General features: G+C 43.2%; 27 protein-coding genes. 11 read left to right on the forward strand and 16 right to left on the reverse strand.

The genetic code is table 11. From position 1 onward, the window contains the following. Positions 1–65 precede the first annotated feature (65 nt). Positions 66–368: a HesB/IscA family protein gene (locus tag AB432_RS17265; RefSeq protein ID WP_048033335.1), complete on the forward strand. Its 303-nt coding sequence runs from the start codon at positions 66–68 to the stop codon at positions 366–368. 63 nt (positions 369–431) lie between these two features. On the opposite strand, the gene AB432_RS17270 is transcribed toward AB432_RS17265, so the two are convergent. The 4 genes from AB432_RS17270 to yneA all read right to left on the reverse strand — a co-directional run bounded on the left by AB432_RS17270 (position 432) and on the right by yneA (position 3,795). Beyond that, positions 432–2,681 (reverse strand): HelD family protein, encoded by a 2,250-nt coding sequence (locus AB432_RS17270; protein WP_048033336.1) that lies wholly within the window; start codon positions 2,679–2,681, stop codon positions 432–434. 38 nt (positions 2,682–2,719) lie between these two features. Further along, positions 2,720–3,085, reverse strand: coding sequence for a fluoride efflux transporter CrcB (crcB, locus tag AB432_RS17275; protein ID WP_048033337.1), 366 nt, complete (start codon positions 3,083–3,085; stop codon positions 2,720–2,722). A gap of 97 nt (positions 3,086–3,182) precedes the next feature. Beyond that, the gene (locus AB432_RS17280) at positions 3,183–3,380 is read right to left on the reverse strand and encodes a DUF896 domain-containing protein (RefSeq protein WP_007718933.1); all 198 of its coding nucleotides are present in this window, start codon (positions 3,378–3,380) and stop codon (positions 3,183–3,185) included. Positions 3,381–3,456: 76 nt separating this feature from the next. Continuing rightward, a complete protein-coding gene (gene yneA / locus AB432_RS17285; RefSeq protein ID WP_048033338.1) occupies positions 3,457–3,795 on the reverse strand; it encodes a cell division suppressor protein YneA in 339 nt (112 codons plus the stop codon). Positions 3,796–3,957: 162 nt separating this feature from the next. Here yneA and lexA point away from each other — a divergent pair, with 162 nt between their 5' ends. After that, positions 3,958–4,581 (forward strand): transcriptional repressor LexA, encoded by a 624-nt coding sequence (gene lexA, locus AB432_RS17290; protein ID WP_007718939.1) that lies wholly within the window; start codon positions 3,958–3,960, stop codon positions 4,579–4,581. A 50-nt stretch (positions 4,582–4,631) separates the two neighbouring features. On the opposite strand, the gene AB432_RS17295 is transcribed toward lexA, so the two are convergent. Further along, the gene (locus AB432_RS17295; RefSeq protein WP_007718943.1) at positions 4,632–5,117 is read right to left on the reverse strand and encodes a DUF456 domain-containing protein; all 486 of its coding nucleotides are present in this window, start codon (positions 5,115–5,117) and stop codon (positions 4,632–4,634) included. A 103-nt stretch (positions 5,118–5,220) separates the two neighbouring features. Here AB432_RS17295 and AB432_RS17300 point away from each other — a divergent pair, with 103 nt between their 5' ends. Then, positions 5,221–5,829, forward strand: a complete 609-nt coding sequence (locus AB432_RS17300) for a DUF4269 domain-containing protein (RefSeq protein WP_048033339.1) — start codon at positions 5,221–5,223, stop codon at positions 5,827–5,829. Here the strand turns inward: AB432_RS17300 and AB432_RS17305 are convergent. Together AB432_RS17305 and AB432_RS17310 are read right to left on the reverse strand one after the other, a co-directional pair. Then, positions 5,775–6,482 (reverse strand): SOS response-associated peptidase, encoded by a 708-nt coding sequence (locus AB432_RS17305; protein WP_048033340.1) that lies wholly within the window; start codon positions 6,480–6,482, stop codon positions 5,775–5,777. The two genes, AB432_RS17300 and AB432_RS17305, sit on opposite strands and share 55 nt — an antisense overlap. Before the next feature lie 85 nt (positions 6,483–6,567). Next, positions 6,568–7,458 carry a GNAT family N-acetyltransferase gene (locus AB432_RS17310; protein ID WP_048033341.1) on the reverse strand — a complete coding sequence of 297 codons (891 nt, stop codon included), beginning with the start codon at positions 7,456–7,458 and terminating at the stop codon, positions 6,568–6,570. A 702-nt stretch (positions 7,459–8,160) separates the two neighbouring features. On the opposite strand from AB432_RS17310, the gene AB432_RS17315 reads away from it, so the two are divergent. Together AB432_RS17315 and AB432_RS17320 are read left to right on the forward strand one after the other, a co-directional pair. Next, on the forward strand, positions 8,161–8,424 hold the full coding sequence (locus tag AB432_RS17315) for a CD3324 family protein (protein WP_007718970.1): 264 nt from the start codon (positions 8,161–8,163) through the stop codon (positions 8,422–8,424). Positions 8,425–8,581: 157 nt separating this feature from the next. After that, on the forward strand, positions 8,582–9,220 hold the full coding sequence (locus AB432_RS17320) for a FusB/FusC family EF-G-binding protein (RefSeq protein ID WP_048033342.1): 639 nt from the start codon (positions 8,582–8,584) through the stop codon (positions 9,218–9,220). 63 nt (positions 9,221–9,283) lie between these two features. Here AB432_RS17320 and AB432_RS17325 read toward each other — a convergent pair whose 3' ends face one another. The 4 genes from AB432_RS17325 to AB432_RS17340 form a co-directional block, all read right to left on the reverse strand. Continuing rightward, the gene (locus AB432_RS17325; protein ID WP_048033343.1) at positions 9,284–9,799 is read right to left on the reverse strand and encodes an SRPBCC domain-containing protein; all 516 of its coding nucleotides are present in this window, start codon (positions 9,797–9,799) and stop codon (positions 9,284–9,286) included. A 31-nt stretch (positions 9,800–9,830) separates the two neighbouring features. Continuing rightward, positions 9,831–10,175 (reverse strand): ArsR/SmtB family transcription factor, encoded by a 345-nt coding sequence (locus AB432_RS17330; RefSeq protein ID WP_048033344.1) that lies wholly within the window; start codon positions 10,173–10,175, stop codon positions 9,831–9,833. A 171-nt stretch (positions 10,176–10,346) separates the two neighbouring features. Next, complete coding sequence (locus tag AB432_RS17335) at positions 10,347–11,312, reverse strand: SDR family NAD(P)-dependent oxidoreductase (protein WP_201265889.1); 966 nt, start codon at positions 11,310–11,312, stop codon at positions 10,347–10,349. A 111-nt stretch (positions 11,313–11,423) separates the two neighbouring features. Next, positions 11,424–11,930 (reverse strand): TetR/AcrR family transcriptional regulator, encoded by a 507-nt coding sequence (locus AB432_RS17340; protein ID WP_048033345.1) that lies wholly within the window; start codon positions 11,928–11,930, stop codon positions 11,424–11,426. 632 nt (positions 11,931–12,562) lie between these two features. On the opposite strand from AB432_RS17340, the gene AB432_RS30530 reads away from it, so the two are divergent. After that, on the forward strand, positions 12,563–12,700 hold the full coding sequence (locus AB432_RS30530) for a hypothetical protein (protein WP_157966789.1): 138 nt from the start codon (positions 12,563–12,565) through the stop codon (positions 12,698–12,700). A gap of 982 nt (positions 12,701–13,682) precedes the next feature. Continuing rightward, a complete protein-coding gene (locus tag AB432_RS17350; protein ID WP_016743434.1) occupies positions 13,683–13,769 on the forward strand; it encodes a YjcZ family sporulation protein in 87 nt (28 codons plus the stop codon). A gap of 766 nt (positions 13,770–14,535) precedes the next feature. Here the strand turns inward: AB432_RS17350 and AB432_RS17355 are convergent. Next, positions 14,536–14,793, reverse strand: coding sequence for a hypothetical protein (locus tag AB432_RS17355; protein WP_048033346.1), 258 nt, complete (start codon positions 14,791–14,793; stop codon positions 14,536–14,538). A gap of 184 nt (positions 14,794–14,977) precedes the next feature. Here AB432_RS17355 and AB432_RS17360 point away from each other — a divergent pair, with 184 nt between their 5' ends. Next, the gene (locus AB432_RS17360) at positions 14,978–15,358 is read left to right on the forward strand and encodes a DUF1259 domain-containing protein (RefSeq protein ID WP_053079598.1); all 381 of its coding nucleotides are present in this window, start codon (positions 14,978–14,980) and stop codon (positions 15,356–15,358) included. Positions 15,359–15,823: 465 nt separating this feature from the next. Beyond that, a complete protein-coding gene (locus AB432_RS17365; RefSeq protein WP_048033348.1) occupies positions 15,824–16,228 on the forward strand; it encodes a hypothetical protein in 405 nt (134 codons plus the stop codon). A gap of 367 nt (positions 16,229–16,595) precedes the next feature. Here the strand turns inward: AB432_RS17365 and AB432_RS17370 are convergent, their stop codons facing one another. After that, the gene (locus AB432_RS17370) at positions 16,596–17,543 is read right to left on the reverse strand and encodes an ABC transporter substrate-binding protein (RefSeq protein WP_048033349.1); all 948 of its coding nucleotides are present in this window, start codon (positions 17,541–17,543) and stop codon (positions 16,596–16,598) included. 317 nt (positions 17,544–17,860) lie between these two features. On the opposite strand from AB432_RS17370, the gene AB432_RS17375 reads away from it, so the two are divergent. Further along, positions 17,861–18,499 (forward strand): flavin reductase family protein, encoded by a 639-nt coding sequence (locus AB432_RS17375; RefSeq protein ID WP_048033350.1) that lies wholly within the window; start codon positions 17,861–17,863, stop codon positions 18,497–18,499. Positions 18,500–18,772: 273 nt separating this feature from the next. Here AB432_RS17375 and AB432_RS17380 read toward each other — a convergent pair whose 3' ends face one another. From AB432_RS17380 to AB432_RS17390, 3 genes are all read right to left on the reverse strand, one after another. Beyond that, entirely contained in the window at positions 18,773–19,033 is a 261-nt protein-coding gene (locus tag AB432_RS17380; RefSeq protein ID WP_235617747.1) for an SDR family NAD(P)-dependent oxidoreductase, read from the reverse strand. Beyond that, positions 19,021–19,128, reverse strand: a complete 108-nt coding sequence (locus AB432_RS31535; RefSeq protein ID WP_419178487.1) for a MerR family DNA-binding transcriptional regulator — start codon at positions 19,126–19,128, stop codon at positions 19,021–19,023. Before AB432_RS31535 ends, AB432_RS17380 begins: the two co-directional genes overlap by 13 nt. Before the next feature lie 571 nt (positions 19,129–19,699). Then, positions 19,700–20,080 (reverse strand): PH domain-containing protein, encoded by a 381-nt coding sequence (locus AB432_RS17390; protein ID WP_048033352.1) that lies wholly within the window; start codon positions 20,078–20,080, stop codon positions 19,700–19,702. A 240-nt stretch (positions 20,081–20,320) separates the two neighbouring features. On the opposite strand from AB432_RS17390, the gene AB432_RS17395 reads away from it, so the two are divergent. Continuing rightward, the gene (locus tag AB432_RS17395; protein WP_048033353.1) at positions 20,321–21,139 is read left to right on the forward strand and encodes a putative protein N(5)-glutamine methyltransferase; all 819 of its coding nucleotides are present in this window, start codon (positions 20,321–20,323) and stop codon (positions 21,137–21,139) included. The last annotated feature ends 988 nt before the right edge of the window (positions 21,140–22,127 follow it).

Raw genomic sequence — 22,127 nt, forward strand, 5'->3', positions numbered from 1 at the left:
TGCATCCTGATTTCCCTCTTGCTAAGATGGAGGGGTAACTTACATACAGTTAGGGGATTTGACCTGTGAAACTAAAAATCACTCGTAACGCTGCCAAGCAATTGACTCCAATCATCGAGGCAGAAGAAGACAAAGAGTTGAAACTGCGCCTTTATATTACTCACGCTCACGGTGATCATGCACACTACGGACTCGCTCTGGACAAGCCAACAGAAGAAGATGTTGTGATCTCGACAGATAAAGAGATCGATGTGATCGTGAAAAAGGATGAGCCATTGCTCGATGGCGTCATCATTGATTACCTCTTCTTGCCACAAGAAGGTTTTGTTATTACCAACCCTTCCAAAGGTAACACAGGTGACCACTAAGCATGATACAGATAAACCCTCTGCTTTTTTACAGGCAGAGGGTTTTCTTTGATACCTGGTTTCTTATTCGTCAGTAGCCATGGTGTACAGCTCTGTCGATAAATCTTTCAGCAACGGCGAAGAAACGTTATCCACCTGCGTCATAACAAGGCGATGGACCGGACGTGTCATTGCGACATACAACAGTTTTGCGTCCCATTCGTTACTTTGATAGGCGTCCACATCCAGTAAAATGACCACATCGAACTGCAAGCCTTTCGTTAGAAAAGCAGGCATGACGGTTACGCCACCCGGAAATTGGTTATCTTTGCTACCCAACAGGGTCAGATCAGCTATCTTGTCTTGCAGTCCTTTATGTGCTTTTTTACTCGCTTGAATGGTTTTCGCTACGATCGCTATCGTTTTGAAGCCTTCCGACTGGTAGGCAGCCACACGCGAAGAGATGTCCTCCCACAGTTGCGCTCGTGAACGAGCCTTGACCATGATTGGTTTTTCGCCATGTCGCAAAACCGGTTTTGCCAATACCGTCTCGGGCAATTCAATCTGCCGCAATATATCATTGGCACAACGCATGATCTCAATTGTCGAACGATAGCTTTGCGACAACGTGTAATAGGAAGGAAACAACTGTGCAAAAATGCCCTTCGTCAACTCTTCCCAGGCATGAATCCCCCGGTAGCTATGAATACCTTGCGCAATATCTCCCACGATCGTTAACGAGTTTCGCTTGGTTGCCAATGCAATGACGGCTATTTCCAGCGCACTCAAGTCTTGTGCCTCATCCACAACCGTATGATCAAAATGCTCTGCCTTATTCATTCCTTCAACAATATGCTGCAAGTATAGCAATGGCGCGATATCTTCCGGCTCCAATCTCTCCTCTGCAAACAGCGCAGCACTTGACTGCGTCACATCACGCACAACTTCGTCTGAAATGTCAGCAGGTACGAGCTTGCGCAGCAATTCCTCGTCAGCAATCAACTCGCGATAAGCCGCAAAGATTTCCAGTCTTGGAAACGAAGTCAGGTACGTATCCAGTATTTGCTCCAGCATTTTCTCGAATTTGTACAAGCCTTCTTTGTCCAAATCGACTTTTCGCTCTCGCAAATGAGCAAACAATTGCTTGTTCATTTCTTGTTTCAAATGCTTGCGAAGCGCTTCTACCCGGCGATGATACGGCATATTCGCGAATAACTCCAAGAAGCATTGACGAATAAAATCACCCGGAATGGAAAAGACTTGCTTCGTCTTGTTGTATAAAAAGCTGAGCTTCTTAAAAGGAATTCTTGTGTCGACGATATGACGAATGTATTGCTCAAGCGCCTCCCGACAAGCGAGTGATCCTTTGAAGCGAAGTCTGTTTCGCGTCATTTCTTGCTGGCGCTCATCCTGCCCCTCTTCGAAGAACAATTGAAGGGGCTTATCAGGACTCACGATTTTCCATCCTTTTGGCAGCAGAGGCTTCACAAGACGCGCTGCCCAATCTACAAAGGTAGACTGTTGAACGTCATCGACCCCCAACTCAGGCAAAACCTCGGATATATAGGTAAGAAACATCCGGTTAGGTGCAAACACCATGAACTTTTTGGACATCATGGAATCCTGGTAGTTATAAATCAAATAGGAGAGTCGGTGCAGCGCGATGGTCGTTTTTCCGCTCCCTGCTACTCCTTGCACAACAATGGGCCGTTCTTTTTCCGCCCTGATAATATCATTTTGCTCAGATTGAATCGTTGCGACGATGTCTTTTAGTCTGCTATCGTTCGCCTGATTCAGATTGGCTGCCAAAAATTCATCGATGAAGCCCTCTTGCAAAAACTCGTCGGGATGCCCCATCTCACGGTTAATCGTTTCTTTTACTGCTCCATCATAGATGCCGACGATCTTTCCGTCTTCGATCGCAAAATTACGCTTTAATCGAACTTCACCACGTACGATCTCGCGTCCCATCCGGTAAAACGCGTCTTTGCTCTCACCAGAATAATAGAGACTGGCGATAGGCGCACGCCAATCCACGACGACAGAATCAAACGTATCACTGCGTACAATTCCCCGTTTTCCTATGTAGACCTGATCCAACTCGTAGATTTCATCCTTCAAGAAATCCACTCTGCCGAAATAAGGCTTCTCTCGCCCCTGATCTTCTAGGTAACGCAAATCCTTTGCCTTATTATAGTTAACGACCTGTTTCACATAGTCATCTGTTGCCTCGCGAATATCATTACGAAGCTGCTCCATTTCTTCGTCGATCGCTGAAATGGTATCATCCAGCTTTTTTTGTTCCAATTCATAATCACGATGCTGTGTACTCACAATCATTCCCCCTCACATGTATCGTGTCATTGAACGTATTAGGACCATTGCTTAGCCAACCATATTCCAACCGCACAAGAAAGTAGTCCGACTCCCAAACTGAGAAGAGCGTACAAAGTGCCACGCAACAAGTGGCCTTCTCCCCAAAAAGAGACCACTTCCAAGGAGAAGCTAGAGAACGTCGTAAATCCTCCCATGACCCCCGTTGCAAATAAAAGATAGAGTGTCGGAGATAAAATGCCACGTTCTTTCCCTAGCACGAACAAGATGCCGATGATCAAAGATCCACAAACATTGGCGATCCAGGTTCCCCACGGCCATCCCGGTTGGTTTGCGAGTAAAGACAATAGGTAGCGCAAAAGAGAGCCAACTGCTCCTCCAACCGCCACAGCTATCCAGGCCATCGCTTTCCCTCCTTGGCTATCAAAGCTGTTATGTATGTCACAGAAAAAGACACCCTAGCGTCAAGCGAGGATGTCTGTCGTATCAGTAATTGTTATCTTACTGTTTTGGCTTATTTTCTTCAAGGTCTTCCACATAACGGATGGAATCCAAATTTGCTCTCAATGAAAGCTTAACGGCGTCAATGTACTTTTGGCGCAATGCTTTTTGTTCGAGCTTTTCCTCTTCGGTCAAACCTTCTTCGCGAGATTTTTTGACCAATTCGTTAATGCGTTTAATTTCTGCGTCAGATACCACTGCTGGTTCCTCCCACTCTGTAGTAGTGCCGCTTCATTATACCACATTCGAATGATCCCGCAAGACAGCCGAACACTTACGGAGTTTCAGGAAGGATGAGAGTCTGACCTGGATAAATCCTGTTGCTCTCTAAACCGTTCGCATCTTTAATCTCTATTATATAGTCGCGAACATCCATATGCGGATCTGGATTGTATTGAACAGCTAATGACCATAGGCTATCTCCAGATTGTACGGTTACTTCTATACCTTGTGGCTCCTCTATTGGCGAAGAAGCAAACACTAGTTCGGTCAACAAATAAAAAAAGAGAGTAAATGTAATAAGAAACAAGAGAGCTTGTCCTCTCGTGATACCAAAACGAACACGGCGTTCTTCTTTTTTCTCGAAACGATTACGAACAGTCGATGAATTCATAATAATGGCCTCCTCACAAACATACGTTCTGATCACTTGTAACCTCATAATAAATGAGAACATATGTTCATGTCAACAAAGAATCGAACTTATGTTTGTCGAACGCAAGCTCCCATGGTATAATATAGGAAAATATGTTCGAGAAATCAGGGGTGTCTTTCTATGTCAAAATTATCGAGTAGACAACAAGCCATCATCGAGTTCATACGAAAGGAAGTTCGTGATAAAGGATATCCGCCATCTGTACGTGAAATCGGAGAGGCTGTTGGACTAGCTTCCAGCTCAACGGTACATGGGCATTTGGCACGCTTAGAGAAAAAAGGCCTCATTCGTCGAGATCCTACCAAACCTCGCGCCATCGAATTGCTATCCGATGAAGATCGTTTTCAAGACAATTTCGAAGACTCTGTCGTCCGTGTGCCAGTAATCGGAAAAGTAACCGCTGGACAACCGATTACTGCCATTGAGGATGTGGAAGAATACTTCCCTCTTCCAGACAATATCGTGACTTCTGACAAGGTTTATATGCTGCGCGTCTCCGGGAACAGTATGATTGATGCCGGAATTCTCGACGGAGATTACGTAATCGTTCGCCAACAGCACGTAGCAAACAATGGTGACATTGTCGTAGCGATGACAGAAGAAGACGAAGCGACCGTCAAAAGATTTTTCAAAGAGAAGAACCACTTCCGTCTCCAACCTGAAAATGCCACGATGGAACCGATCATTCTGGAGCATGTCACCATTCTCGGTAAAGTCATCGGTGTTTATCGACTCATTCACTAGTTTCCACGTAAAAAAGGACAGCCTCGGCTGTCCTTTTCGTTTTCTATATGTTATCTGGCGACAAAAAACCAGATGATCATCGTAACTTGCAAGATGACTTTTACGACTGCACTGCCCAAAAATCCGATCAATGAACCTACGCCCGCTTTCACTGCTCGCTCCATCGATTGCTTCTGCACCATTAACTCTACAAGAACGACGAATACGAACGGCAAAATCAGCATACCAAACGGTGGGAAAACGAAAATCCCAAGAATAATTCCGACCGCCGCAGCAATGGACGACCATTTGGACCCTCCGTACCTTTTCACGAAGTACATGTTCGTCAGTAAGTCAGCACCGTAAAGCAGAATACTTAGAACGACCATTCCCCACCAAAAGGAGGCCGGCAATCCCGCTCCCGGATCTGCAATGAAAAAGTGATAGAGCAAGAAGCCCGCCCACAGTAATATCGTATCAGGTAAAACGGGTAAAAAAATTCCTGCGATGCTTAGCAAGAACAATAACACAACCACTACCCACAAAAATATTTCCATCTACTACACTCCCTTCATCTAGGTATACGAGTGATGACCAATTTCGTTGCGTACTTATTCACTTTTGTCTAAACTATTTTAAAAGAAAGTAGGAGGTAGTCTCATGAGAAATTGGCATGATCTTTCTTACTTGGGTAGAGGGACGATGCGCCAAAAAGCGGCGTGGGACGCGATACAACAGACCCACATCATGGAGGTACTATCCGAATTCCGTCCTGTGCTTGCCGGAACCATCCCATTAGATATTGACGTTGTGCAAAGCGATTTGGATATTATTTGCGAGAGTCACGATCTGGAACAGTTTGAGCAAGCTGTTCGTACAGCGTTTGGATGCTTTCCCGGATTTGAAGTGACACACCTAGATGTAAAAACTACTCCTACGTGCGTAATCTCGTTTTTCACAGCTGACTTTTGGTTTGAATTGTTTGCTCAACCGGTAGCTGTCGAAAAGCAAAATGCCTATCGTCATATGGACATCGAAGCACGATTGCTAGACATAGGAGGCGTGCATGCGTACCAACATATCAGAGCTCTGAAGCAAAACGGCATCAAAACAGAGCCTGCATTTGCTCGATACTTTCATATTCCGGGTGATGATCCATACGAGGCTTTGTTGCAATTAGAGTCGTTAACCGAACAGGAATTACGACAAAGAGTTCAGGTCCTACGAAAGGATTCATCTTCAAACAATGAGTCGATCTCTACTTCTTGAATGCAGGAAGGATCATCATTTTTCGGGCTGCCCACTTTGGTGGATACCGGATACACCATCATCTCGCTGGAATCATAGGGGGTAAACAGCGACTGGAGCTGCAACCGATCATACTTCTCTCGATCAAGCCATAAGTCCTCGTCCTCTTTTTTTAAGATGACAGGCATCCGCTCATGTATATTCTCGATGAGCTCATTTGCCTTTGTTGTAACGATCGTGCAGGTATGTACTTTTTCTCCCTCTTGATTCATCCACGTATCATACAGGCCAGCAAAAGCAAATGGTTCCCCGGTTTTCATCATGATCCGCATCGGTTGCTTCCCTGTGATGGCGTTCATCCACTCATAAAAGCTGTCAGCAGGAAGGATGCATCGTTTTCGGGCAAAAAGCTGTTTGAATGCGGGCTTTTCATTTAATGTCTCGCAACGCGCATTGATCATTTTGTAGCTGCTCTTCTCATCGGCAGCCCAGGACGGCACTAACCCCCATCTCAACTGACCCATACGTCGTTCGCCACGATCAGCAATAATCGCTGGAATGAACTGACCTGGTGCAATATTGTACCGTGGCTTTGCATCAAATGGAATGACTTCGATTTGGAATCGTTCCTTCCATTTCTCCAAGTTCGTTACGAGAGTAAAACGGCCGCACATGCTTTTCCCCTCACATCCTTCCATACTGGACGTCTGCTCATCCCTTCTATTTTACTGTTTCACCTGATGTGTCATTTCAAACCTTTTATGCGTGTGAAGTAAGTGGAAAACGAAAATGTTCTGTCTCCATTTTTAACGAGGGACGAACAAATAAGACATCATCCGTCGTTGTCATTAAAGCAGATTGGATTTTCTCATTCTCACTATCCGGCATAAAGTGAAAATGAATGATCGTTGTCTCAGCCGTTACCAAATGGGAAATGACCGCTTCTAAATCAACTGGCTTTTTACTTACAAGATCAAATACATGCAGTTGGTCGTCTTTTCGTTCCAATAAGACAATCACATCCTCCTCCTCGACGTAATAGATCGCATCCCGAAAAACAAGAAGAAAGTAAAACATCAACAGATGCTCGCTATCCTTGACGGCCAGTCTCGATGAAACGGGGATACGTTTAGCAGCAAACTCCTTCATGACGATAAAATCAGCCTCGTTATCAACATCTAGCTTGCGCAAGACTGATTTTTGTCCTACTTTCTCTTTTAAATCAGATGCCATTAAGCGAAAACTACTTTCCTGTACTCTCTCAAATCCGAACTTCGGATAAAAATCGAGTACGGTATCATTGGCATACAAATAAATAAAATCGTATTCCTGCTCACATGTTTCAAGAATATGGTTCATCAATTTCGCTGCCAACCCTTGGTTGCGGTAAGCTGGATGCGTCATGACCGTTCCGATCTGAAGTGCCTGATAGTCCTTCCCATTGGATGTCACGATCATCTTACTGGCAGAAGCGTTAGCAATAACCTGATCCCCATCCAAATAGGAATAGCAGACATAGCTGTCATTCCAGAAGCCCTTGTTATCCCATTCTCTAAAATCGAGCTGAAAGATCTGTTTGGCGAGGTCATGAAAGCTTTCCTTATATGTTTTGATATGCTTGTAGTCGCTAATCAATCGATATTCACTCATGTAAAAACCTCCCATTCTGTTGTTTGTGCTGTCTGTTATCATTCATTTCTTTTCAGCAATCCCTTCTTTCCAATAAAAAAGACCACAAGAAGAATTCTCTTCTCATGGTCAAATTTATCGTTGTAATGAAGATACCTATCCCAAACAGAATAGATATCATGCACAAACGTGAAATTTGTTTTGATGAGATATAATGCCTTCTAATCGCTCTTGAAAAAAGGTATAAAAAATAAACCAAGGGCACGCCCTTCATGTAACCTTTTCCCATATAAAATTCATTCGAATTTTACTTAGCGATTATCAGTTTCATCATATACAATCAAAACCTCTTTTCACATTAGATACCTTTACTATATTGGACTTTCAAAAGGTTGTAAATGAGCATTCCATATCCGCTTACATTTTTGTAAGTATCGTTATACAAAAACGTCATTTTCTTATATAATTACAAATACTCCCTTTCCGAAAAGGGAAAAGGGACACCGTTTTTTAAATGGACCTCGAGGGGGGTGTACCAATGGCGAATGCTCTCAATTTGCCACATACCGCAGCGGCTCATGCAAAGCCTAGAAATAGTGAGGCGATACTTTGCATGAGGTGGTCTTACGTTTAATCGAATCATCGCCTTCATTTGCGTATCTCATTTCCTATTTCTTGGCTTTGCCCCTTATTTGCCTATCTATAAATAAGGAGCGAGCAGAAATGAAATGTGTGAAAGCAAATTTAATCCTTCCTGAATCGTTACTTGCAGAAATTCAAAAGTACGTGCAAGGAGAAACCATTTATATTCCAAAGACAAAAGTAACCCATCAAAAATGGGGGACGCGCACAGGCGGGAGAAAACTCCTGGATGAGCGGAATACGGCTATTAAAAGCAGTTTTCGGGCTGGGACGGCTATTTCTCAGTTAGCGGAGGAATACTTTTTGTCTACAGAGACGATTAAAAAAATCGTGTATACCAAATAGACGTTTATTAAGCACTGACGACCTTTCCATTCAGGTTGTCAGTGCTTTTTTATGGCGAGTTTTTTTGGGAAATGTCCTTTCCCTTTCTCCTTTCTTGCAAACACACTAAAGTAAAGAGGAACCCACCTTACAAGACAGAAACAGGAGGAACCGCAACATGGAACCTTTTATCCATACGCATCAGTATCACTTCATTAAATCGCGTGTTCAAGCAATCATGAACGCCTATGCGACCAGTACAGATGTCAACGTGATTCGGGCTCGCAAAGAAATTGCCCATGAAGAAATCTTTCAGTTGTTCCCGAACATGACAGAAGAACAAAAAGAAATTTTGCATCCGATTGATTCGATTAAAGAAAAGGCAGAAGGAAAGCAGTTTTTGCAGCAGCTTTCACCGTTTGTGATTCCATTCCCTGCTCTCACAGAGACTTCCATTAAGAAGCTCTTTCCTAAAGTAAAGAAGCTTAAAGTCTCGAATTTAGCTGAGATCGATTTTTCAGAAATCTCTTATGTGAGCTGGCTAGACACTGCGACGGAAAAGAAGTATATTGTCGCTTACCACGAAGGAAAACTGATCGGCATTCACGGACAGTTTACAAACGTAAATAAAAAAGGCGTTTGTGCGCTCTGTAATCGCTTTGAGGAACTCGGCATGTTCGTCCTCGAAGCCAAAGGTTCTGGAGATGGAACGTATTTGAAAAAAGGAAACTACATTTGCCAAGACAGTGTGACATGCAATCAAAATATGATTTCGCTGGATAAGTTAAATGATTTTATCTCGCTGATGGTGAAGTAAATCTGCAACGAAAATGAAAAAGCCGCCGGGTCTCCATCCCAGGCGGCCTTTTCGATATGTCCCTCACTTGATCTCGTACAGACTCTCTTCCAAACGATCCCACGTTTGGGTGATGCCCTCTAGCATGCCCATGTCCATGACAGTTTTGAGGGCTTCCGCAGATACATATTCAGAACGGCTGACCAGCTTCGTCTTGCCACCTAGATCGATGAACTCCATCATAACCTCTGTCGAAGGCATAGTATCATTGGTGTTGCCTTCTGCATCTGAAAAGTAATCGGTATAAATGATTTTCTCTGGCTCAACCATTTCCTTATAAACGCCTTTGCCCCAAGATTCCATGCCGTAAAAATCACCTTGATTCTTATCTACACATTTCATGCAGTAGTGCCAAACACCGCCTGGACGGAAATCGACATTACAAACCGGGAGTTCCCAGCCTTTCGGTCCCCACCAACGCTTGAGATGCTCAGGCTCTTTAAACATCTTGAACACGAGCTCTCTGGGCGCGTCAAATACACGCTCCAGTACCAACACCCGCTCGTTCTCTACCCTTGAAACCATTGTGTTTCTTGACATAGTAATTCCTCCTCATTCATTTGAATGGCTCTCAAGTATTTTCCTTATTCTGCAATTCCCGCAAATAGTCTTCCAGATTATCGAATCTTTCTTCCATGACACGCTGGAATGACTTCACCCAAGAATCCAGCGCTCGGAAGGGCTCGGGCCTGAGTTTGTAAATTCGGCGATTGGCCTCGGCCTTCACATCCACGATCCCGTTATCACTAAGCACCTTCAAATGCTTCGAGGCTTGGGGCTGGCGAAGCCCCAGTTGGTCTGCGATTTCCCCCACAGTTAGAGGACCGTCGCGCAAAAGTTCGACGATTTTAATACGATTCGGTTCAGCCAAAGCACTCAGCGTCGCCATGTCCATGCCCGGATTCATCCCTGACATGTCACTCACCTCGTTACATAATGGATTCTACGTTCCTCTCATCCCCTTCAGCGTTATTGTGATCATCTTGTTAGGTAAAATATACACCGAAGAGAATATTCCTGTAAAGGAATATTTAAAGATTTTTTCAGATCATTTGTTAGTGATTAATCAATAACTACCAGCTATCATTTATTTCATGGAAGTACGATTCTGTAAATCTTTGATCGTTGCCGTAATACCCTCCTCGAAATTGGTTACTGGGATCGGTCCAATAAGCCGTTCATATTTTTCTCCGCTAAGGATCAATGGTTTTTCGGTTAAGTATAGCATCTCGACAACCTCCTTCATCACCGGGACGAACATCCCCAGCAAAGACAAACCAATTTTCCCAAGAGGAATGACAGGTTTCACGGTGCCACTTGCTTTTTGGGCGATTCGGACGATGTCTCGACCGGAAATGATGCCTCCACCTGGAATGTGCCAGTTTTGTCCATAGGCAAACTCTCGACTGGCCAACTCTACAATCATCTTCGCCGCATCCGGCAAGTAAACAAACTCGCGAGGAACATGCATATTCCCAATGAAAAGCCCCGGTTTTCCAACCGCAATTGCCTCGAGTGTGGAACCCAAATACGATGCCTGATTAGCAGTAGGTCCGTAATAATCCGGTAATCTGACAATCATCGTTCGTGCATGATCCCAGCGACTGCTAAACAGCATCTGTTCAAATGCCAGCCTGATTTTTCCTTTCTTCGTATGCGGTTGCTTTGGATGCTCCTCCGTCACTGGTTCCATCTGCTTTCTCCCGTATGGATAAATGCCGTCTACCGCAACAACCTTCAAACCTCTCTTATTGGCGGCTTCCATGATCGCTTCGCCAAGTGGGATCAGCTTATTTACCATCTCGTGATAAGGGACGTTTGCACAATGGAATAGTACATCCGCTCCCTCCGATGCTACTACGATGTCTTGAGACCGGAATGCATCCCCGACGGCCAGTGACAAATGTTCTGGATTCCCCAGCTCTGACGCCATTTGCTCTAGCTTTTGTAGAGAACGCCCAAAAGCAATCGTTTCAACCCCTCGATTGATAAGCTCCGCCAAAATTGCCGCTCCCGTTCCGCCTGTCGCCCCGACTACAATCGCTTTTTTCATTGGGATCATCTCCACTCGTTTTATTTGTGATTGATCAATCACTAACTAATTTGAACTATAACTCGTTAGTTAGTGATTAGTCAATAACTAATTGTCGAAACTTTTTCTCCGCTACACCTCCATCAATTCCGGCATGCCTAAAGCTGCTGAAATATTACACAGCATTCCTCTTGCCAGGAAAATAAGCGTTCTCTCTTCTGGGCTCGCGATGCCCGCTTCACGAAAAGCTGTTAGGACGATCTGACGAGCCTCCCGAAACCCTTCGCGCATTGCCTCTCGAATCGAAGGCTCTTGAATCGTCTGGGACTGCATTTGAAGAAGTATCTCATTTTGATGGGAAGCCAAAATCTTTTCATATGCCTTGATTAAATCTGTTTCCAATTGCTCTTTAGATGCGGACTCCACAACGAGACGGAAAGAGTCTATGATCCGCTCCCACGACGCCTCCAAGGCTGCCTGTAACAAAGCTTCCTTCGAAGCAAAAAACTTGAAAATATACGGCTGAGAAATCTTTGCACGCTCTGCCACTTGCGCTGTTGTTGCCCGGAAATATCCGATTTCAGCAAAGACTTCAATGGCAGCAGAAATGATTTCCGTTTTTCGATTGACTGACGTCATTGCAAGATCGCCTCCCTTTTAGTGATTAATCAATAATACCGATTATACGTCAGTTTGTGATGAGTTTCAAATACCCTATATCACTCTTCTTAAACGCTCGGTCATGATTAGCTGCTGATTCAAGTTAGCGATCATCGAACGATAATTTTTACATTGTCGCAGATATCAGTCAGCATGCAACAATTTCCCCTCTCTGTTATCACAATTCGTAGTTTAATAACTACGACATCGACGTATTTTCTGAATTTTTGGTATTTTGTATGTTAATTAGAGCGCGCGTGTGTTACTATTAAAGCGAAAGTTTTATTTTTCCATTTCAGGAGGTGAATAACAATGTTAAAGAAATTACTTCAAAAAATTGGTGCTAACTCAATCCGCCCATGCCCACGGGAGTGTATACCAGCAGGAAAACATTGCATGTGTCCCGCGTAATATTAGATAGTACTTAAAAAGACCGTCCCAACAGCTATGTGCGCCGCAGAGGGATGGTCTTTTTCCGTCTACCTATCATCCTAATTTCGTTCGTTTTTTATACCGGAACACTGTACACAATGGTTGGATACGTTCCGCTACATGAGCAGCTCACCGCGGTAAACTTTTTTGGGAAGTCAAACTTACTAGGGGGAAGATTTATGAAAAAATTTGCTCTGTTTGGTATTGCTACTGCATTATTTCTATCGCTTTCATTACCTGGTGTTAGCAGCGCAAAAGAACAACGTGTACCATGTGAAGCTGACGGGTATTGCGGATGGCCGATTTATAGCGTTTAATCCCAATCATTTTTAAAGACTGAGATGAACTTGTAAATTTGCAGCGTTATTTAATTCAAACATCATGCACCGACTGTAACTATCGGTATGATGTTTTTCTTTTTTTCATTTGTTAAATCACGAGCAACTAATTTGTGACAAAACCATATATGGATTGAAGAGTTCAATTGCCATTTGTAAAAGAACTAGTTTCATTTTCATTCTCTATGGAATCGTTTTGTCTGTGTTCTTCGTCTCAATAAACAAACGTTTTTTGCAGGGAGAAGAAAGTATGAAAAGTCTTTTGAAAATGTTGATTGGTTTCGCCTTTGCTTTTTGGTTCTTTATTCATTGGGCCTGTAAATCGCTTCTTTCAAGTGATATTCCAGTAACCATTTCGACCTGGGACACGATCCTTTTCTCTTTCAGTTATCTCGTCTCTACGGTAGTAGCTCTTATCTATGTCAGGCTCACGCATCATGGAAAAATACATATGGAGCGATCATGTTCTTTTCGATTTTGATGCAGCGTAAATCTCCGAATACCAGCTTGAAACTATGACACCGGACACAATATATGAAATAAAATTCATGTTCTTATAATCACTTACTCACGATAAGATGGTGATACATGGAAATGTCTATCAGGGAGGTGAATGATCATGCTGAAGAAGCTCATGAAAATGTTAGGTTCAAATTATTCAGTTGAGCCTTGCGGAGACTCATGCATTATTTATCATGGCAGATGCTTATGCCCTTGGTAGAGGCAGCTACGCTTCAAAAAGGCAATCCTAAATGCCATGACCTGAATGAGGCTAAGGCATAGCTTTTTTCGTCGTGTATCCCCCTGCTGAAATAACATTCTTGAACTGTTGGACATGACAAGTGACAGTTTGTTGCATGCCCAAATTTTCCACTTACTGTGATATCGCCCTTACATAGCTCCTCAGTTTGCATAGCTTGAGTTTGAGGTTATTCCTCATACACTTGAAGGGGTGATATCGATGGGATTCTTTGACGACAATTTTGCTTTAGTTTTAGTTCTTTTCGTTTTATTAACAATTGTTGCTTGCAGTTGTGATGAGTGCTAATTTCTGTCCAATGTTATGGGCGGCTAAGCTGCCCTCTTTCTCCCTCTTTGACATCAGTAAGCTTTGAGCCCATCTTTTTGTCCACTCCTCCCGCGTTACCCTTTAGTAGAAGGAGTGCAGTATGGTGGAGAGGTTGGATTTGGACACTCTGTCCTACGACGATTTCAACAAAAGAGCCGCCCGGTTCTTTCCCCGAGCGGCTTAACGCCTTTCACGTCTTCATGTAAGGAACCTACCAACTCGTACTCATGTAAGCGTGTTCAGATACGCCTCTATCCCTTGCAATACTGTTCATAATATTCCTACCAGCTTGCATTCTAGGTCTATCCTATGCTTGCTATCCTCCAGACTGATAGCGAAATCATTGAAATGCCGCACCTTGTTTTCAAGGCTTTTCATACCGTTCTTCCAGCGTAGTCAATGTGGAGGGACGCAACCCTTTCCCGATCAGCTAGCCTGCTGGATCGCTTTATTTGTTTTGTTTAAACTACATACTTTCAGAATATTATTTAATCTTCACATATTAGCGAAACTAATTATGAGGTGTTTATTATGAAAAAGTTCGTTGCTGTTGTTTTTGCTATTGTAATGGTTAGAATCTTTCGTGCCCCTTGCTAGGGGCATTTTTTGTACAACCATGTACTCTGCCTATCCAAGATTCTCCATTTCCATCGTCATCACGATAAAGGGAGTCCCATTGTTTACGAATGAGGCCGTTTCTTTACATCTCGCTCTTGAATATACTTTGATTGCTCTACGATTAAAGCTAGCAACAGCCCGATATCCAACACATTTTCGGCCTTGTAAAGATTTTGCTTGCGACCTTCTGGGACTTGTGCATCAAGCCCGAAACAGAAGAAGCCCGTAAGCTGACCATGATTATCTCGAACTGCATAATAGGTCCGTCTAATAGTTCTTGAAGTGCTTCTGGACTATGATCAATATCATAAAAGGAATATTCCTGCGGATATTTCCAAGTTGTAACTTGCTTTGCATCTGGAATTGTCATCAACTGAAAATTCATTTATTCCCCCCCCCATAAAACCTTTACATTCCGTTCGTTTTTCATAGAGCTAGCCCTGCTTCTTACCAGTATGTTTGGTATCGTTATCTTTTTCACTTGTACATGCACCCTTTTTTACCTCTGTCCAGAACTTCTTATTCTCTTCTACATAAAATGCATGAAAACAAGAAAAGGAGGATCACACTTGAAGATACCGAAAAGTTTATGCGATCGTATAGCCAAAATTCTGGGTGGGACAGGCATGTCAAATGATACTTGTTCTATCACGATTAAGCGTAATCTCCATGCAACAATCTTGGGCAAGCCATATGAAACTGAGCACGAAATTACCATTGAATCCCTCGATAAAGAAGGAAATACCTTGAATACGGGTGAATTTACACTCCTTCAATCCGAAGTCCAAGAGTTTATTGACGCTGTTCGTAAACAAGGGTTTATCGTTACTGCCCTGCACAATCACTGGCTCTTCGACAAGCCACGTCTCATGTATTTGCATCTTGAATCTGTTGAGCCACCCTTAGAGTTTGCAAAGAAACTACGTCGTGCTTTGAATGTACTGAAATAACCGCTCCTCGTGGCGCTAAGCGTATTGAAGCTTAGCGCCTCTTTCATTGCCTGCCACTATCGTATTCTCATAGGCATGAATTCCAATGGTTGATAGATCAATATTTTACAAATTGTAGAAAGTTCCCTCGGTTGTTGAGAAACCCTGAGAACCAGACATCGTTTTCACTTCGATCGAAGACTACGTTCATAACGAGAAGCAAATGTGTAATCATACCTGAGACAAAGCACATTCTATTGTTTGGTCACTATATGGAGGTAAGTCGAGAAAATTGCCAGTTCGCTTGCTAATTAGCTTTAATAAGTATGCATTCGAGATGCATTCCTTTTGCCGAAGAGAAATGCTGCATAGGCGAGCAATCATCTTTTTATGTAATTATTTACCATTTCATTCAATTTGAGTATAATTACCTTTAGTTCCTGCATTTAGAATTTGATCACAATTGATACAAAGGAGTGTACTAGGATGAAAAAACAGCTTCTCTCTATTTCGATGCTTGCTTTACTCCTCTCTGGCGCACCTGTATATGCTTCCGCTTCTCCCAATGCTCAAGTACAAGGTGAAGCAGACACAGTAACCTTGGAGCAGCAAAAACAAGAACAACAATTCACCAAATATTACTCCCTTACTCCTGGGCAGTTAAGTCCAAAAGAAGCGATTTATCTAAAGAAAGGGCAGGAGCTCCGTATCAGTGCAAAAGGTAGCTTTGCGAATTACACAGTCTATAATGCTCAAAATAAACAGATTTGGAGCGGTACGACAGGTATCATTATTAAAGCTGATGCGGACGGGTATCGCTACGTACAATTTCAAGCCCCCTATTCCTATGAGGATCAAAATGTTATCGTAGCTACTTTTACGATTCAATAAAACATGAATAGCTTTTAGCCCGTCTTGATTGTGAAGACGGGCTTTATACATATTTGCATCGCTCTTTCTTCGTCAACCTCTTCGCCTAGTCCATTCTCATTCATCCTGTGAAAAGTCGAATGGCCACTTTTTCCTTTTCCTCAAGAGTGAGGCAGAACGAAGCTTGCATCTTACCTTAATGACGTTCATGAATACACGTGATGTCTCCTGTATCTAGACTTAAGCGATTGGATGAAGAGTGTTACGATCGTTGCCGTCGCTGAAGATCTCGCGGGATTTTTTCCCCTCGCACCAACAGGCACAAGGGGTTTCGCTTATAAGGGAAACACCTTTCGAATAGTCCCTATCGTTTGTGTCAATCGCATGGTTATTGTTTTTTCAGCAACATGCTACCAATCTCTTCTAAGAGGATTTCCTTTCCAATTGGGCCAAAGGCTTTGATGTTGAATGTTTCATTGGTTACTTCGTAGAGATGGCCTTGTTGAACTGCCTTGTTGCTTTTCCATACTGGGCTCTTTTTCAGTTCTGCGTAAACATCATCTGCTTTTCCGCCGAAATTGACGAGGAACATATGATCTGGCTGAAAATTCGTAAGTCCTTCCAGCTCGATCATTTCCATTGTTTTATTCGTAGGTGTTCCTTCTGCCGGCTTCAGGCCGAGATCAGTGAACAAGATATCTGCATACCCATAGTTTCCGTAGACGCGGAACAATTTTGGCGTTACAGCCAGGAACATAAAGGTCTGGTCGCCGTACGCTTGCTTGAGTTGCTCGCGCATCCCTTTCGTCTTCTCGTCATAGCCAGCCAGCCACTTGTTCACGTCCTCTTCTTGTCCAAGCAAGCGGCCGATTTCCTTAAACTTATCACGCCATTTGTCCATGTCTGTCTCCAGAACGACTGTCGGCGCAATTTTGGATAGTTGCTCGTACATCTTTTGCTGGCGGTTATTCATAATAATCAGGTCTGGCTTTGTTTCTACCACCGCTTCCAGATTGATAGAGTCATCCCACATCCAGCCAACCGTTTTTACATCTGTCAGCTTATCCGCTACGTGGGACATGATTTTTGTCTTGTATGTATTGGCCGTAGCAACCGGCTTGTGTCCCAAAATTAATAGTTCCTCCGCTGCCCCCGATACGTCTGCAATCCGCTTTGGTTCCGCCGGGATTGTCACTTCCCCCATCAAGTGCTTGACTACGCGTGTCTCAGACTTCTTGGGTTCTTCCGAAGCCATTTGGCTGCTTCCGCAACCCGCTGATACGACAGTGACTACTGCAACCAAGCAGGCCAGTACGATTCGTGTTCCTTTTTTCATCCGTTCATTTCTCCTTGTCACGTGATGTTTGGTGTGAAGTATTATTTGATAATGATTATCATTATAAGTGACAGAGAAGATAATCACATATTCTAGCGTATATGTCAATGTTTTTATATTTTTTATGTTTATAACGAAACGAGGTTGTCCCATGTTGCAGATTGGGGAATGTTCTGGATCACGCAAGCCATTGATTACTCCCTTTCAATTGAAATGAAACAGCAAAATAACGAAAAGAATAGTCATTATAATTTGAACTAGGTCTCTTATTTGAGACGATGGAAAACATTTCTTTTCATAGTGGAGGGAGCACGATTATGCACAAGGTAGTTGAACCAAAAATTCTATACTTTGGGACGCCAGTTGTACTCATCAGTACATTAAATGAGGACAATTCTGTCAACCTTGCCCCTATGTCTTCTGCATGGTGGCTTAACCAATCTTGCATGCTTGGAATGAGTAGCTCATCTCAAACCGTTACCAATTTGTTGCGCGAACGCGAATGTGTTTTGAATCTTCCTTCGCCTGATCTTGCTCATGCGGTGGATCGTCTCGCTTTACTAACTGGACGAAATCCTATCCCTGAGCGCAAGGCTAATGTGGGATATCGATTTGAACCGGATAAATTCGGAACGGCTAGGCTCACCCCTCAAGATTCGGACCTGATTCGGCCTCCACGCGTTGCTGAATGCCCAGTGCAATTAGAGGCAGTGGTAGAACAAGTCCATAATTTTGAACTGCCCAGCTCTTTAAAAGCTATTGAAGTAAAGATAATACGCGTTCATGTTGATGAACAAATCCTAATGACTGGCGAGAAGAACTACATCGATCCCGAGAAGTGGAGCCCACTGATTATGAACTTCTGTGAATTTTTTGGCCTTAGCCACAAGCTGCACCCGTCAAGATTAGCCCCAGTTTTTGGTCCTTCTTCAGGTTTCGTTAGCAAATCAAATTAATATCATTGGAGTGCTATTGAGCGCCTATCTTTTCGATGATTAATACAAGAAGAACAGCATTCAAATAGCAAGAATCACCTTCTTCCCTATTTTCAAAGCATCAATTGATATGCATGTTGAAAAACGAACATTCTCTCTATTTATACTAAGAATGGTCCAAAGATAAGGACTTTAACATGGGGCTATTTACTTCTAGAAAAGATAATGTAGCATTCAATAAGATCCAATCCTTTGAAGGGATGGAATTGACCAAATAACACGGCGAGGCACCTCCTATCTAAAAGGAAGGTGCCTCAAGTTTTTGAAGACTCTGACTAAGTTAAAAAGGTAAAGTCGCCAAATATCGGCAAGATCAAGCTCGCCTAGTTCCGCTTCAGGAACGGCCTCCATTGCGACTTTGGCTTTGTCCTGCGAACGGGCCGGTACGACCACTTGGGCGCCTGCCTTCGCAAATACCCTCGATACCTCCAAGCCAATACCAGAATATCCGCCAGTCACAATCGCAACCTTACCGGCTAAATCTACTCCTTGCATGATTTCTTCGGCGAAGCAAGCAATCCTATTTTCTCGTAATATCGAAGAGTATCCGTAGAAAGTCCCGTCCGCTCTGCAACTTCGATAAATCGAATACGTCCGTTCTTCGTTCATGAATGCCTAGCTCCTCACTCAGGCTATTTTTGTACAGCATGATATTTATGTAAAATGTAACGGCTGTCGAATAACGACTTATCTACCTGTTCGAGCCGCATCGGAGAAATGAAATAAACCTGTAGTCACCTCGATACAAAAAAGTCCCCAATTGCTTTAAGCAAATTGGGGTTCACAAGAAGTAATACGTGAATAAAAAAGTAGTCATGTATATAGTAGGTTATCAGATCAATATTTACTACAAGTATATATAGGTATGCAAACCTTCTCTTGCCAAAAAAATAGCGCAGACTCATCTGCACAGATTAAGTCGTACGCCTTATCCCCAAGAGAATCTACACTAGATTTCATATTACCTTACTTTTATCGGTTTGATTGTGCGGCTAGTTCATGCATAAATATTGGTAAATAGTTTGTATTTTCCGTTTGGTGGGAAAATGTTGTACTTTTCAAGTATCTTAGACTTGTGCAATGGGAAGATTGCAGCTTCCTCAATTTGTATGCAAACGAAACTGAATAACCAGTCTCTGGTTGAATTCCGACCACTGTCTGCTACTCATTCAAAATGTACTCAGCCAACACACTCTGTATGTGATAAATATTCAAATTTTTGTTAAATTGTTTTTGGATCGGTACTGCACTTCCAGAAACCCAAATTTTCAATTCCGCATCCAAGTCAAAATTTCCGGCTGTTTCAATGCTAAAATGGTTAATACTTTTATAAGGTATGGAGTGGTATTCTATTTTTCTACCAGTAATGCCTTGCTTGTCAACCAGTATTAACCGCTTGTTGGTGAAGATAAACATATCACGAATTAATTTGTACGCCTTTTCTATGTTCTCATTTTTCGCTAAGATTTGAGCATACTCTCTTTGAACATCTGCAATGTTAACTTCCGAAGCGTTACCCATTAGACCGTCTAATAAGCCCATATGAACGTCCCCCTATTCCAATGATTGATACATCGTATTCTCCAAACAGTTCAAAATTCCTACTGAAGTGGTTACTATTGCCTCAAGGTAGCAGTGATTACCTTGAAATTCAGGATGCAGAAATGATCTCACCCACACAAACTCTCCTATTTTTCAAATCATGTGTTGTGTTGGCTCCTTAGATAAAATAAAATCTAATACATAAAATGACATCAATTCTGAAGTGAGGGAATTTATTCTTTGAATGATTATGGGGATCATGACGATCAATTTTTTTCTATTATCGTCACTAAACTTCAGGAAGCTGGGTGTGTTTTCGCTGAAGATGAGGCCAGGTTACTCATCGCTTCGGCAGGGACAACAACTGAACTTTCGGACATGGTAGAACTGCGAACAACTGGCATGCCTCTCGAACACATTATCGGATGGGCTGAGTTCTGTGGACTGCGGATTATTGTGGATAAGGGAGTTTTCGTTCCCAGACAACGTACAGCCTTTCTCGCTAGACAGGCTGCCGCCCTCATCCGTCCAAAGTCGGTAGTGCTTGACCTATGTTGCGGTTCAGGGGCGGTGGGTGCGGTTCTTGCTTACTTGGAACATATCGAATTGTATGCTACTGACATTGATCCAGCCTCGGTGCAATGCACTCGCCGGAATATTACTACCGCAGGGGGGCGCGTATACGAAGGAGATTTATTTGAGCCTCTTCCTATCATACTGAGGGGGCGCGTTAACGTCATCGTTGCGAATGCTCCCTACGTTCCCACCAAAGCCATCGAATTTCTTCCACCTGAAGCTCGCATACATGAGGCGAAAATAGCACTCGACGGGGGAACAGATGGGCTTGACGTCCAGAGACGAATAGTGGCTACAGCTCCACTCTGGCTGGCGCCTGGTGGACACTTACTAATAGAGACAAGCGAGCGTCAGACACCTCAGACAGTCGATATCTTCACTCGTTGCGGGCTGATTACACGGGTGACAAGGTCTGACGAGTTCGATGCTACTGTCGTAATCGGAACCAAGCCATCGACAGCATCGTTTGTATTCGGACCATGATTTCCGTTCATGTACCGCTACCTGTTCTGGTACTGCTTGTTAAAATAAATAGTGGTTTGGTACAGAATCATAAAATCAACTAACCTATTATGGAGATGATTCTACGTAAGGCCAACGACAATACCCACAGTAGCGGTAACTGTTCAGATTCCGGTCATTGGCGCAACCCAAACACTACTAACAGCTTCTAACCAACATTATTATCCTCCATTACCGCTATTTCTTCTCCTTCTGAATACGGCACCGCTTTTCGCCTCGCATCACTCCCACACCGGTTCAGCTATACAAAACGCAAGTAATCATGCAACCCATTTGCGAATAATTAGCGAAAATACCGATCCAACGTCAGGCAACTTCCTTTGACCACTTCTTATGTTATTGCAGGAGGTGGTCAAAGTGGCTGTCAGATGTCTTTGTCGAGGTAGTAGCATGATCATCAAGTATATCTGGTGAGTGATTTACTACTTGCGACGATCATTGCTGTCACAATTGGCATGGCGGTTGGGTTTATCACGGGAAATGTATACCCCCTTTGCAACCATGGCCGGATACGTTTTTTTACGGTTTCGCTCCTTGAGTAGCTTTACTTAATTTCTCTTTTGTTATGATGCGGCCCCTTGGGTTTTATAGAATGGAATAAAATTATTGTACTTGCTGACTCTCTAAAGAATGTATTTCCCGACGGTTCCCTACTCGACAAAGAAATTTACATTTTAACAAAGTTTGATAATAGACACACCTCTTACGTTGGTTAAGAGGTGTGTTGACGTTTCTTACGTCTTTCCACTTCTCGTAGGTACTGTTAAGTTAAATCGCTCTTTTTCAGGCACGCTTGCATGTGATCCTGATATGCTCCGGCAGAACATTCGGAGAAGAGAACCCGAGCTCCATACGGATCAGTATCACTACATGTGAGTGACTTTCGACGACAATTTTCTAACGCAACCAGTTCCCATTCTTCTCTGGCTTCCTCCACCGTCAGTAGGCC

This window comes from Brevibacillus brevis (assembly GCF_001039275.2).
GTDB classification, from domain to species: Bacteria; Bacillota; Bacilli; order Brevibacillales; family Brevibacillaceae; genus Brevibacillus; species Brevibacillus brevis_C.